Source organism: Streptomyces cavernae, assembly GCF_004023625.1.
GTDB classification, from domain to species: Bacteria; Actinomycetota; Actinomycetes; order Streptomycetales; family Streptomycetaceae; genus Streptomyces; species Streptomyces cavernae.
Genome location: NZ_ML137713.1, coordinates 58,959 through 72,360, shown reverse-complemented (window position 1 = coordinate 72,360; position 13,402 = coordinate 58,959). Strand labels below are relative to the sequence as shown.

10 protein-coding genes and 1 pseudogene are annotated in these 13,402 nt (G+C 69.9%); 8 read left to right on the top strand and 3 right to left on the bottom strand.

Translation table 11 applies throughout. The features are described from left to right. Positions 1 to 392 precede the first annotated feature (392 nt). Both EF387_RS07305 and EF387_RS07300 read right to left on the bottom strand, forming a co-directional pair. Positions 393 to 1,025, bottom strand: a complete 633-nt coding sequence (locus tag EF387_RS07305) for a rhomboid family intramembrane serine protease (RefSeq protein ID WP_128375674.1) — start codon at positions 1,023 to 1,025, stop codon at positions 393 to 395. Positions 1,026 to 1,300: 275 nt separating this feature from the next. Further along, entirely contained in the window at positions 1,301 to 2,374 is a 1,074-nt protein-coding gene (locus EF387_RS07300) for a LacI family DNA-binding transcriptional regulator (RefSeq protein ID WP_338058093.1), read from the bottom strand. 356 nt (positions 2,375 to 2,730) lie between these two features. Here EF387_RS07300 and EF387_RS07295 point away from each other — a divergent pair, with 356 nt between their 5' ends. The 4 genes from EF387_RS07295 to EF387_RS07280 are packed head-to-tail and all read left to right on the top strand — an operon-like array spanning position 2,731 to position 7,611. Next, entirely contained in the window at positions 2,731 to 4,029 is a 1,299-nt protein-coding gene (locus tag EF387_RS07295; RefSeq protein ID WP_128375673.1) for an ABC transporter substrate-binding protein, read from the top strand. A gap of 12 nt (positions 4,030 to 4,041) precedes the next feature. Then, complete coding sequence (locus EF387_RS07290; RefSeq protein ID WP_128375672.1) at positions 4,042 to 5,082, top strand: carbohydrate ABC transporter permease; 1,041 nt, start codon at positions 4,042 to 4,044, stop codon at positions 5,080 to 5,082. Further along, positions 5,079 to 5,912 (top strand): carbohydrate ABC transporter permease, encoded by an 834-nt coding sequence (locus EF387_RS07285; RefSeq protein WP_128375671.1) that lies wholly within the window; start codon positions 5,079 to 5,081, stop codon positions 5,910 to 5,912. Before EF387_RS07290 ends, EF387_RS07285 begins: the two co-directional genes overlap by 4 nt. A gap of 55 nt (positions 5,913 to 5,967) precedes the next feature. Next, complete coding sequence (locus EF387_RS07280; RefSeq protein WP_128375670.1) at positions 5,968 to 7,611, top strand: glycoside hydrolase family 13 protein; 1,644 nt, start codon at positions 5,968 to 5,970, stop codon at positions 7,609 to 7,611. A 182-nt stretch (positions 7,612 to 7,793) separates the two neighbouring features. Here EF387_RS07280 and EF387_RS07275 read toward each other — a convergent pair whose 3' ends face one another. Further along, on the bottom strand, positions 7,794 to 8,810 hold the full coding sequence (locus tag EF387_RS07275; RefSeq protein WP_420802541.1) for a MerR family transcriptional regulator: 1,017 nt from the start codon (positions 8,808 to 8,810) through the stop codon (positions 7,794 to 7,796). Positions 8,811 to 8,980: 170 nt separating this feature from the next. Here EF387_RS07275 and EF387_RS07270 point away from each other — a divergent pair, with 170 nt between their 5' ends. From EF387_RS07270 to EF387_RS07250, 4 genes and pseudogenes are all read left to right on the top strand, one after another. Beyond that, positions 8,981 to 9,589 (top strand): RNA polymerase sigma factor, encoded by a 609-nt coding sequence (locus EF387_RS07270; RefSeq protein WP_128375668.1) that lies wholly within the window; start codon positions 8,981 to 8,983, stop codon positions 9,587 to 9,589. A 117-nt stretch (positions 9,590 to 9,706) separates the two neighbouring features. After that, positions 9,707 to 10,566: pseudogene (locus EF387_RS07265) on the top strand (DUF4397 domain-containing protein); the annotation flags it as partial. Between the two features lie 224 nt (positions 10,567 to 10,790). After that, positions 10,791 to 11,216, top strand: a complete 426-nt coding sequence (locus EF387_RS07255) for a hypothetical protein (protein ID WP_128375665.1) — start codon at positions 10,791 to 10,793, stop codon at positions 11,214 to 11,216. Positions 11,217 to 11,965: 749 nt separating this feature from the next. Then, a complete protein-coding gene (locus EF387_RS07250) occupies positions 11,966 to 12,754 on the top strand; it encodes a DeoR/GlpR family DNA-binding transcription regulator (RefSeq protein ID WP_128375664.1) in 789 nt (262 codons plus the stop codon). Positions 12,755 to 13,402: the final 648 nt, after the last annotated feature.

Below are 13,402 nucleotides of genomic sequence, written 5' to 3'. Positions count from 1 at the left end.
TGGTCACCACTGCCGTCCCGAACGCCGAGGCACGCTCGTCCACTCAAGGTCCGTACCGCGCGAGAACTCGCGTCGGTGGATGACGAGAAGTCACCGAGGGAGCGGGCACCGGTCCCCCCACTCCGGCACCCGCCGCAGGGACACGTCCACCACCCTGAGAGGCAGGCGGACGCGAGCGGCGAGGTCCGGTGGGAAGGAGCAATCCCGCCGCCGCTGGTCTCTCGGCTCGTCCCCGACTCCGGCAGAGCAATTCGACGACCTGCGTTCCTGCCTCTACGGCCCGAACACCGTCCTGCGCCTTCACTTCACCCAGGAAGAAGAGAACTACTTCTCCCTCGCGCCGTAGACACCCTCCCCAGGGCCATGGGCCGTCTCAAGCCCACCGCCCTTGCTCAGGCGCCGCGCGAGCGCCTGAACACGAAGGCCGCGGCTACCCCGCCGAGCAGGCCGAAGAGATGCCCCTGCCAGCTGACCCCGGCCGTCGTCGGGAGGACGCCCCACAGGAGCGAGCCGTAGACCAGGCCGACGAGGAGGCCCACGACGATGTCGCCGGGGCGGCGGTCCACGAAGCCGCGTATCAGCAGATAGCCGAAGAGGCCGAAGATGACGCCGGAGACGCCGGCGGTCGTGGAGTACGCGGGTGCCGTCAGCCACACGCCCAGGCCGCTGGCGAGGACTATCAACGTGACGACGGAGAGAAACCGGCGCAGGCCGGACAGCGCGGCCAGGAAGCCGAGGACCAGCAGCGGCACGCTGTTCGCGGCGAGATGGTCGAACCCGAAGTGCACGAAGGCGGCGGGCACGACGTCACGCAGTTCACCGGCCTCACGCGGGGTGATGCCGAAGGTGTCCAGGGCGTGGCCGCTCACCGTGTCGATGGCTTCGAGCACCCACAGCAGGGCAACCCAGCCCGCCACCACGACGCCGGCGTCCCTGGCCCGTGCCCGGCGCGACGCCGGCGCAGGGCGGGCCACGCCGTGCGGTCCGTACTGAGATTCTGGGCCGTAGTGCGATCCGTACGCCATGAGAACCCCTACCTTGCCTTGTGTCCTGCTCAACGCCGGGTGGGGCGACCTGGTTCCCGCCGTGCGGACGGGGGCTCGGGGAGAAGGACCGCGGCGGCTGCCGACGCCGACGACTGCCTGGGTCCGCCCGCCGAGGTGTTCGCGCGGGCGGTCGCTGTGTCCGGTCTGCCGATGCCCTCGGCGCGGCCGCACCTCCGTGGACAGTGCTCCCGGCCAGAACCCCTTCAAAGGCTCGGTTCGTAAGCGAACTCGCCGTGCCGCGGGCGGTGGTCGCCTCAAACGCGCCGGCCTTCGGCATGGCCGTTGGCCTGGCGTTCGCCCTGAGGGGCGGACGGCGGGGCCGTGGTCCCTCGTGGGATCAGGTGCGTGGGCAGGACGATGTGCCGGCCGCGGTCCGCCTCGGGATCGTTGATGAGCTCGAGGGCCAGTTCGGCGGCTTCACGGCCGATGTCCGAGGGGGACTGGGCCACGGTGGACAGGTCGAGCCACTCCGCCATCAACTGGTCGTCGAAGCCGAGGACGGAGATCCGTTCGGGCACCTCGATCTGCACCGTGCGCAGGGTCGAGATGACGGAGGCGGCCAGTTCGTCCTGCTCGGCGAAGATCGCCGTGGGTGGTTCCCGCAGGCTCAGCAGGTTGCCCACCGCCTGCGTGGTGCCGCGCTTGTCACGGGGTGGCGTGGTGACCACCAGGTCCTCGTCCAGCGGGATGCCCGCCTCGGCGAGCGCCTGACGGTAGCCGAGGAGTCGCTCACGTGAACTGAAACTGAAACCACGGACGCCGACGGTGTACGCGAAGGCGATCCGACGGTGTCCGAGGTTGATCAGGTGGCGAGTGGCCTTGCAGGCGCCGGCGACATCGTCGACGTAGACGCTGGGGCGGCCCTCGACGTGCTGGCTGACGTAGATGACTGGCATGCCGATGTTGTCCAGGCGCGTGGTCTCCTCGTCGGTGAGGTCGAAGCAGAACACCAGCAGCGCGTCGGCGTTGCGCCGGGCCGGGAGCCGATCGAAGAACGCGGTGCGCGCGGCGAGGTCGCCGACCATGTAGACGTTCAGGTCCATGCCGGCCGCCCGCAGCAGCGGGGCCAGGCTGGACAGGGCGGCTCCCATGAACCATGAGTTGAGTGTGGGCACGAGCACTGCCACGGTCCCGGTCCTGCCCGTGACAAGGCTTGCAGCCTGCCGCGACACGGCGAAGTTCAACTCCCGTGCGGCCTCCTCAACGCGGGCGCGAACCTCCGGCGAGACGGTGGACAGGCCGCGCAGGGTGCGCGAGACGGTGGAAGTGGAGACCCCGGCCCGTTGGGCCACATCGGCCATCGTGGGGTGCCGCTGAGCTGGTGGCATGAGCGGAAGGTAGCACAGACAGCACGCCGATCGCGGTGTGGATGACATCGCTTTCAGGGCGGATCATCTGGTGTAAAACCCCAGATAAGGGGCGCCGCTGCCTGCCGCATCACCCTCAACTACCGCGAAGTAACGCATTGACTTCCGGAAAACGCACCTCTACGTTGCAAGCGTTGCCACAGAGCAGTCGCAGCAATCCTGATCGAGCCGACTCTCAGCGGTTTGACCTGCGCTGTTGATGCATAAGGCGCAGTGGTAACGCGGTCTCAGCACATGCCCATCTCAGAGTCACGTCGGCAGCGGCGTCCTCCCGGGGAAACCAGCCGCGACTCCGGCTCAGCACGACCAGGAGAGACATGAAGACCAGGATCACCAGAGCGTGTCAGTGTTCGGCCGCGTTCGCCGCCGCCGGGCTACTCCTCTCCGCCTGCGGCTCGTCAGGCGCCGACGGTTCCGGGCAGACCGGGGCGACGTCGTTCGAGGGCCGCGGCCCCATCACGTTCGTGTCCGGCAAGGACACCACCGGCACCCGTCAGCCGTTGATCGACCGCTGGAACAAGGAGCACCCGAAGGAGAAGGTCACCCTCATCCAGCTGCCGTCGGACGCGGACACGCAGCGCCAGCAGATGATCCAGAACGCGGAGACGAAGTCCGACGCCTACACGGTGCTCTACCTCGATGTCGTGTGGACCTCGGAGTTCGCCGCCCACCGGTGGATCGACCCGCTGCCCGGCAAGCAGTTCCCGCTGGACAGGATGCTGAAGCCGGTGTTGGAGACGGCGAAGTACCGCGACGGCCTGTACGCGGTCCCGTCCAGTTCGGACGGCGGAATGCTGTACTACCGCACCGATCTGCTGAAGAAGGCCGGCATCACCCAGCCCCCGGGCACCTGGGCGGAGATGAAGTCCGCCTGTGCCGAGGTCAAGAAGCTGCCCGACGCCAAGGACATGTCGTGCTACGCCGGGCAGTTCCAGAAGTACGAGGGCCTGACGGTGAACTTCTCCGAGGCCGTGAACTCAGCGGGCGGCACCGTCACCGACGGCAGCGGCAAGCCGGACGTCGACACGGCGGACGCGAAGAAGGGCCTGGACTTCCTCGTCGACTCCTTCAAGGACGGGACGATCCCGAAGGAGGCGATCACGTACCAGGAGGAGGAAAGCCGTCAGGCGTTCCAGGCCGGCAAGCTGATCTTCCTGCGCAACTGGCCGTACGTGTACTCCCTGGCCGGAAAGAGCGAGATAGCCGGGAAGTTCGCGGTCGCGCCGCTGCCCGGTCTGGACGGGCCCGGCTCCTCCAGCCTGGGCGGTCACAACCTGGCCCTGTCGTCCTTCGCCAAGAACAAGGCCACGGCCCTCGACTTCATGAAGTTCTACACCAGCGAGGAGACATCGAGGTACTTCCTCAAGGAGGCCGCCCTCGCCCCGGCGTACGCCGCCTTCTACGACGACAAGGCGCTGGTCGAGCAGTACCCGTATCTGCCGGTGCTCAAGGAGTCCATCCTGCGCGCGGTGCCTCGTCCACGGGTCGTGCAGTACGGCGACGTGACCGCGTCGCTCCAGCAGGAGGCGTACGCCGCACTGACCGGCAGCAAGAGCAGCGCGCAGGCGTTGAAGGACCTGCAGAAGGATCTGCAGCAGAAGTCCGCGGCGCAGTGAGGAGCGGGAGCCATGGCCGTCACCAAGACCCCGCCCGAAACCGGCGCCGGCCGTGCGGCCGGCGGTGACCGCGGGCCGGTGAACCGGCGGCGGGCCCGGGCAACCGCGGGCTCGGGCCGGATGGCGGCGTTGCTGGTGTCCCCGACGCTGGTGGTGCTGGCGATCGTCGTGCTCTACCCGACGCTCATGGCGCTGAACGGGTCGCTGTACGGGGCCAAGGGGCTGGACCCGAAGACCGGCTTCATCCGCGACACCGAACCGTTCGTCGGGCTGCAGAACTACGCCGACATCCTCGGCCAGGCCGGGGAGCGGTTCTGGAACGCCTTCTGGAACACCACCTTCTTCACCGTCGTCACGGTGGGCCTGGAGACGCTGATCGGTGTGGGGATGGCCTTGATCATGCACGAGGCGTTCCGGGGCCGCGGCCTGGTTCGGGCAGGCATCCTGGTGCCCTGGGCAGTGCCCACCGCCATCTCCGGCCTGCTGTGGCGCTGGATCTTCAACAGCGACGGCATCGCCAACGCACTCATCGGCCAACAGATCCTGTGGACCACCGAGGGCTTCCAGGCAAAGGTCGCGGTCATCGTCGCCGAGGTGTGGAAGACCGCTCCCTTCATCGGGCTGCTGGTTCTGGCCGGACTGCAGGTGATCCCGAAGGAGGTCTACGAGGCGGCCCGCATCGACGGAGCGAGCGCGGCGCGCCGGTTCTGGCACATCACCCTGCCCCTGGTGAAGCCCGCGCTGCTGGTGGCGATGCTGTTCCGCTGCATGGACGCGCTGCGGATGTTCGACCTGCCCTACATCCTCGTCGGCGCGCAGAAGCACTCGGTGGAGACCCTGTCGATGCTGGCGCACCACGAGGCGTCCAACGTCCGTTTCGGACCGGCGTCCGCGTACGCGGTGCTCCTCTTTCTCTACGTCTTCCTCATCGCCCTGGCATTCGTACGGCTGCTGGGGGCCGATCTGATCGGCGACGTCGGTGCGGACACACACAAGCGGAAGGGCAGGCGTCTGCGGATCCCGGCGCTGCGCCGTGCGGAGGTGACGTCATGATGCTCACAGCGAAGTGGCGCAGCGGGCTGCTGTACGCGGGTGTCGGCGCGGTGGTGGCCTACTGCCTGGCCCCGTTCTACTGGATGCTGGTCTCCAGCCTGCGGCGCACCTCGGACATCTTCGACACCTCGCTGGTGCCCTCATCGGTGTCGTTCGAGAACTACCGTGCGGTGTTCGACCCGGCGCAGGGGTTCGGGCGCGCGCTGCTCAACAGCCTGGTCGTGGCCGGCGTCACCACCGTCCTGGCGCTGCTGGTGGCCACGTTCACCGCCTATGCCATGGCCCGGCTGGAGTTCCGGTTCAAGCGGCTGATCCTGACCCTCATCATCGCGACCTCGATGTTCCCGGTGGTGTCGATCGTGGTGCCGCTGCTGAAGCTGTTCACGGACATCGGCTGGATCAACACCTACCAGGCCATGATCGTGCCGAGCATGTCCTTCGCGCTGCCGCTGGCGGTGTGGAACCTGACCACGTTCTTCCGGCAGATGCCGGACGAACTGGAGCACGCCGCCATGGTCGACGGCTGCACCCGCGGCCAGGCGTTCCGCAAGGTCATCATCCCGCTCGCGGCGCCGGGCATCTTCACCACCGCGATCATCACCTTCATCGCGGCCTGGAACGAGTTCCTCATCGCCCTGTCGATGACCAACAAGCCCGCCATGCAGACCGCACCGGTCGCCATCTCGAAGTTCACCGGCGCCACGACGTACGAGACCCCGTTCGGCAGCCAGATGGCCGCGGGCGTCCTCGTCACGGTCCCGCTGGTGGTCATGGTGCTGCTCTTCCAGCGCCGTATCGTCGCCGGACTCACCGCCGGCGCGGCGAAGTAGACCCGGGCGCCCCGTCGCCCTTCACCCCCCGACGTGCAAGGAGTACCGCACCCATATGTCCCCCACCGCAACGCCGTGGTGGCGCAGCGCCGTCATCTACCAGGTCTACATCCGCAGCTTCGCCGACGGCAACGGCGACGGCGTCGGCGACATCGCGGGCATCCGCTCCCGCCTGCCCTACCTCAAGGCGCTCGGTGTCGACGCCATCTGGATCAACCCGTGGTACAAGTCGCCGATGGCGGACCATGGTTACGACGTCGCCGACTTCCGCGCCATCGACCCGCTGTTCGGCACCGTGGCCGAGGCCGAGCAGCTCATCGAGGAAGCCCACCGGTACGGGCTCCGTGTCATCCCCGACATCGTGCCCAACCACACCTCCGACCAGCACGCCTGGTTCCAGGCGGCACTGGCCGCCGGCCCCGGCAGCCCGGAACGCGAACGCTATGTCTTCCGCCCCGGCCGCGGCGCCGACGGCGCCGAAGCTCCCAACAACTGGGTCTCCGCCTTCGGTGGACCCGCCTGGACCCGGCTGCCCGACGGCGAGTGGTACCTCCACCTGTTCGCTCCCGAGCAGCCGGACCTCAACTGGGAACACCCCGAGGTGCTCGCGGAGTTCGAGTCGATCCTGCGCTTCTGGTTCAGCCGTGGCGTGGACGGATTCCGCATCGACGTCGCCCACGGGCTGATCAAGCACCCGGAGCTTCCCGACCTGCCGCCCCGCCGGGGCGTGGACGGCGGTCAGCCGTGGCAGCACGTCGACCACCCGCACTGGGACCGCGACGAGGTCCACGACATCTTCCGCGCCTGGCGCAAGGTGGCCGACGAGTTCCCGGGCGACCGGTGCTTCGTCGCCGAAGCGTGGGCGGACACCCCCGAGCGGCTCGCCGCCTACGTCCGCCGGGACGGCCTGCACACCGCGTTCAACTTCGACTTCCTCATGTCCACTTGGGATCCCGAGGACTTGCGAAGGGTCATCGACAACTCGCTCTCCATGCTCGGCGCGGTCGGCGCCCCGGCCACCTGGGTCCTGTCGAACCACGACGTCATGCGCCACACCAGCCGCTACGCCCGCAGGACCGTCAAACGATGGGTGCCGGGCGAGCGCTACCAGCCCGAAGGTCCCGTCGACCTGGAACTCGGCACCCGCCGCGCCCGCGCGGCAGCCCTGCTGATGCTCGCCCTCCCCGGCGGCGCCTATGTCTACCAGGGCGAGGAACTCGGCCTGCCCGAAGTCGAGGACCTCCCCGAGTCCGTCCTCCAGGACCCCATCTGGGAACGCTCCGGCCACACCGGCCGAGGCCGCGACGGCTGCCGGGTCCCCCTCCCCTGGTCGGGACAGACAGCACCTTTCGGCTTCAGCCCGGAGGACGCCTCCGCCGAGCCCTGGCTGCCGCAGCCCGCGAACTGGGGCGAGCGCACTGTGGAGGCCCAGACCGGTGACGAGACCTCGATGCTGGAGCTGTACCGCACCGCCCTGCGCCTGCGCCGCGACGACCCCGCCCTCGGCGACGGCACCATGACCTGGCTGGACGCCCCCGCCGGCGTCCTCGCCTTCAGCCGGGACCCGGGATTCGCCTGCGTCGTCAATCTCTCGGACGAGGCGTACCCCCTGCCCGACCACGCCTCGATCCTGCTGGCCAGCGGCCCTGTCGAGGACGGACTGCTGGCACCCGACCAGACAGCCTGGCTCAGGACATAGCCGCCCCGCCCCCGGACATGACTGATCAAGCTCGGGCAGGCGCGGCCGGCCCGGGGTGGCCCGGGGTGGCCGGGGGCGGCCGTGGCCGGGGGTGGCCGGGGGCGGCCCGGGAGCGGCCCGGGGTGGCCGCCGCGCGGTTCGGGCACCTTGATCGACGAGCAGCCGTCAGCGGCCACCGGAGATCACCTCGCCACGAGCGGCTCAAGGACCGCTACGGCCTCCGCCAGCCCTGAGGGGCGCGGCAGACCGGTCACCGCCTGCCCGGCCCAGCCGGGCCCGAGCGTCAGGACGAGCGGCTTGCGGCGCGCACCGCGCACCCCCCACTCCATCGCGGCCACGTGCTGGGCCAGTGGCCGGCTCGCGGTGGTGCGCGACTGCGCCCACAGTCCCACCGCGGCCGGTCCGGTCCTGCGCACCGCCGCGACGAGCGACTCGACGGGCAGTGCGCCGCCGAACATGCGCACCGGGATCCCCCGCTCGGCCAGCACGGCGGCCAGTGCTTCCAGCGGCAGTGTGTGGCTCTCCCCCGGCACGCACGCGAGCACTGTGGTGGCGCCGGGGCGGTCGGCGACCACAGGGGGTGCGCTGCACCGCAGCGCCCCGGAGACGTGCCAGGACAGGAAGTGCTCGACCTCGACGTACTTCTCGCCCGAGCTCTCCCACTTGCGGCCTACCGCCTGGAGCGTCGGCATGATCACCTCGGTCCAGGCGGCCACCAGGCCGTACTCGGCGATCGCGGCCGACAGCAGCTCATCCAGAACGGCGGCGTCGAGGCGCAGTGCGGCGCGGGCGATCCCCTTGCACTCCTGACGTGCGTCGGCGAGCCGCAGGCCACTGCCGGCCCGGCTGCGCGTCCGCCCCCGGGCCGTCAGGGGCCTACGGCTCGCCGACGCGGCGGCGGTGTCCCCGCCCGGGGCCCCGGCCGGCGACGCCTCGCTGCGCGCCATGCGCGCGGCCTCGGCGGGCGGCAGTCCGGTCGCTGTCAGGGCGCACATCCGCTCCAGCCGCGCCACGTCCGCGGCGGTCCAGCGCCGGTGCCGGCCGTCGGTGCGCGCGTCTGGACCCAGGCCGTAGCGGCGGTCCCAGGTACGGATCGTGGTCGGAGCCACCCCGAGGCGCCGTGCGACCTCGCCCGTGGTCAGCCCTCCGCCGCCCCGCAGGTCCTCGTCTTCCCGGTCGTCACCGACGCCTGTGTCCACGTCCACGACTCCGACTATACGACGCAAAAACGACGCGTGTTGTTTTGCGTCGTTTGTTCCTCCGAGACTGAGAGAGATCCGCCCCGGTCACCACGGCCCGCACGGCGACCGGTGCGGTCCGCACACGGCCTTCCGTCCCGCACGGGACGTACGGCAGGAGGAACCAGGGCATGAGCATGAACACGCGATCCACCACCGCCCTCACCGCGCCCGTGGAGGAAACGCAGTACGAGGAAGAACTGGCCCGTGGCCTGCGCGCCGCCGACGAGGAAGCGTTCGCGGCGATCTACCGGCGCTGGGGTTCGCTCGTCCACACCATGGCCAGCCGCTCGCTCGGTGACGCCCACGAGGCGGAGGACCTGACACAGCAGGTGTTTCTCGGCGCCTGGCGCGGTCGGGACAGCTTCCGTCCGGAGCAGGGCGCACTCGGCGCCTGGCTGGTCGGCATCACGCGCCGCAAGATCGTCGACGCGCTGGCAGCCAGGACGAGGCGCTCGGCGCTGGTCGAGTCGGCCGCTCGGAACACCGACGCGCCTCCGCACGCCGATGCGACGCCGGACGCAGTACTGGACAGGGTGCTCCTGGTGGACGTGCTGTCACGACTGCCGCGCCATCAGCGGCAAGTGCTCTGCATGGCCTTCTACGAGGACCTGACCCAGGCCCAGATAGCGGAACGGACCGGGATGCCCCTGGGCACGGTCAAGAGTCACGCCCGCCGTGGCCTGCACCGGCTGCGCCGAGTGATCGAACAGGGCCGTACGCAGGGGACCGGCGTCTAGGCATGTCCAACAGAGGTCCAACAGAGGTCTCGCACACGCATCCACAGCGGCGCCTCCGCAGGAAACAGGACCGAGACTCCGCACCGTGCGGACACTCCATTCGAAGGGATGACCCCCATGATTACCCGGACTTCGCTTGCGGTCGTCGCCTCGGCCGGCGCCTGTGCCCTCGCCCTTGGTGTCACCGCGCCCGCGACCGCGGCCTCCGCCACTGAACACGACCAGGCCATGGTGTCCGTCTTCCACGGCATTCCCGGGATGACCGTCGACGTCTACGCCAACGGTGACGAGCTGCTCGGCGACTTCAAGCCGGGCACGCTGACCGAACCGCAGCCGCTCGCCGCCGGAACCTATGACATCGAGATCTTCAAAGCGGGCCAGGATCCCGGAGGCACGCCGGCCCTGGAGAAGGAGATCAAGGTACCGGAGGGTGGGAACGCCACGGTCGCCGCCCACCTCTCCGCCGACGGCGCCCCCCGGCTGACGGCCTTCGTCAACGACGTCTCGCAGGTCGCATCCGGCAAGGCACGCCTGACAGTTCGTCATGTCGCGGCCGCACCCGCCGTCGACGTCCGAGCGGGCGGACAGCCGGTCTTCACCGGACTGACCAACCCGCAGGAGGACACCGCCGTGGTCGACTCGGGCACCGTGAGCGCCGACGTCGTGCTCGCCGGTACGGACACCGTGGCCATCGGCCCGGCCGACCTGAACCTCGAGGAAGGGACCAGCAACGTCGTCTACGCCTGGGGCAGCGCCGAGGACCAGAACCTGGCACTGAAGACCCAGACGTTCAGCGCCAAGAAGTAGGCGCCCAACGCCGTCCACGCAGGCGGCAGGGCGCCCAACGCCGTCCACGCGGGCGGCAGCGGCGCCGCCGTCGCCCCGAACTCCTCGGGCGAGTGGCCGGCATGGCCGCCGCGGCCGGAGCGGTGACGGTGACAGGCGTGCTGGTTGCCCGCCGCGGCGCGGGCCGGCGTGCCGGAGACTGTGTAACGGTGACCGGGCTCGGGGTGACGGCTGTCGCTGTGCGCCTTGACGCTGGCGCGGCGCCAGCCGTCACCGTCGGGCCGGGTTCGCCGGGCCCGCCTCGCCCCGTCCGACTTCAGGCCCACGGCTCATCCACCGGCCTGACGGCCCCGCAGGGCATCCGACCCGACCGTGTAAACAGGCCGCACGAAAGCTCGCGGAACAGGAGAACACGGTGGCCCACGTCGAGACCGCGCACCTGCTGGAACTGGCATTGGGAAACGCTCCGCGCAGCGACGATGACGTCAGCGCCCTGCGGCACATCGCGGTGTGCGTCCGCTGCCGGGACGAACTGAGGCTGATGGTCCGCGTGGTCGCCGCCGCGCGCACCACGGACATGGCGGATCTGCCGGCCACGCCCCCTGAGCGGGTCTGGCGACGCATCGCCCAGGAGTTGTCGCAGGAGACCGACACTCTCCCACCACCCGCAGCGGACACCGCTCACCGGCCCACCGCCGGAACCCGCGACAGACCGCGGCTGACGCCGACCGATGACGATGCGACGCCAGTTCGCTGTCTCCTGTTCGGCCTGCTCAGCCTGCTCGCGGGAATCGCCGTCGTCCGGTGGTCGAGACACGCTCGATCGCCCACGACTGCTTGACAGGAGCGAATTTCTCCACCAGGTATCCCGTCGACGCCCATGGGGCGTTGGCGCTCGCCGACAAGGCCCGGGCGGAGCGCAAACCGGCTGCAAGGCGGCCTCCAACCCGCACTGACTTGTTGTCAGGAGCTGTCCCGACAAGACACTGCCCGTGATGCGGGCCCCGGTCGAGCACGTCTTTGCGGGTTCGCCCATCTGAATGGCTTGCGGCGGTGAGCCGCCGGGTCATCAGCATGACGGCCGCCCAGGTGATCAGTGACTCGCTCATCTCGGGGAGGCCGTGGTCGCGGCTGGGCACCGTCCTGCGCATCCCCATCCTCCGGAACGGACGCGTCGGCCACATCCGGACCCGGGCCACCGGTATCCCTGATCCTCGCCCACCGGGCCAAGTAGGGCCGCAGTCACCGGCACGGACACGCGACGAAGCACACCGGCTCCCGCCACAACGGCCGTCCCGGCGCCGAGGCGTTCCGTCGGCGCCGGGACGGCCGCTCACACCAACCCCGGCCGCCTCCACTCGCCACCTGGCCGTCATCCAAAGCCAGGCCGCCGGTGGGGGCCCAGCGCGTGACGGCGTGCGCTGCCGTGGAACCGCACGGCGTTCTCGCTGATCTGACAGATGACCGGCAAGGACCTGCGGCAGGTGCAGGATTTTGCTCGTTTGGCGACCATAAAACACCTGATCATGCGCCGTGGTTTCATGGGGTGCGCACATCGTGGCGCACACCACCGACAGGGAGTTGTGAGACATGGCGGCACCGCAGGCCCGGTGGAGCGCGCTGCTGGAGATGCTGACGCGCGACGGGCGGATCGAAGTCGAGCCGGCCGCCGAGGAGTTGCGGGTCTCCGCCGCGACGATCAGGCGTGACCTCGACGAGCTCGCCCGCCAGCAGATGGTCACCCGTACGCACGGCGGAGCCGTGATCAACGCGATCGCCTACGACCTGCCACTGCGCTACAAGGCCGCGCGCAAGGCTCCGGAGAAGGAGCGGATCGCGGACGCGGCTGCCGGGCTGGTGAAAGCCGGCGCCGTGGTGGGGCTGAACGGCGGCACCACGACCACCGAGGTGGCGCGGGCACTGGCCACCCGCGCAGACCTGAGTTCCGGCGGCGCGGAGACGGCGGTCACCGTGGTGACCAATGCCCTGAACATCGCCAACGAACTGGTCGTACGGCGCCACGTCAAGCTCGTGGTGACCGGCGGGGTGGCCCGGCCGGCGTCCTATGAGCTGATCGGGCCGCTGGCCACCGAACTGCTCGCGGAGATCGCATTGGACCAGGTCTTCATCGGAGTGGATGCCATCGACGTGGCCCACGGGGCGACCGCCCACCACGAGGGCGAGGCCAGCATCAACCGGGCGCTGGCCCACCGCGCGCAGCAGGTCGTCGCGGTGGCCGACTCCTCCAAGCTGGACCGGCGGGCCTTCGCCCGCATCTGCCCGGTGGAGGACATCGACGTCCTGGTGACCGACAAGGCCGCCTCCGACGAGCTGACCGAGTCGTTCACGGCGGCCGGTGTGAAGGTCATCCGCGCCTGACACCGCACGCCGCTCCCGTGGCTGCTGGCCCGGGGCCCCGGCGGCACTGCCGTCCGGTCTCGCCGGCGATATCGCCCGCAACCGGCGGGTAGTTGGTGGCACTCGGCCGGGCCCCGTCACACCGGCCGGGCCCCGCCGTCTCTCCCCCGCTCTCGGCTGCGCTCGAGCGAGGGGACCGGACCTCATCGTCGTGCACCGGCCGGCCGCCACTCTCGCCTGGCACGCGGGCTGGACCCGGACAATCCACGCCATCCGACCCGTTCCGTGATCCTGGCCTGACCGGGCGCTCCCGAAAGCATCTCGTGGCGCAGAAATTTACGCGTCCGTTACGAACGGCTTCCGGGCCCGCCGAAGCCTCTCAGCGGGCCCCGGGACCGACCGCCATCAGGGACAACAGTTGCTCCAGTAGGGCTCCCCGGGCACTCGGGAAGCCACCTGTCCCGCATGTTGACAGGTGGCGGCAACCGCAAGAGCATGAGCGAAATCGCTTGAAATCTTGCATCTGCACGCAGCATCGAGCAGACCCCATGCCCTGCCGAGCACCGCGCTTCCTCGTGACCGTGCACTCCGCACGCCACCGGCACCACGCACCGCCGCTCCCGAGTCACCGTCCTGTCCGACAGGAGGACACGAGTGCACGCCCGACTG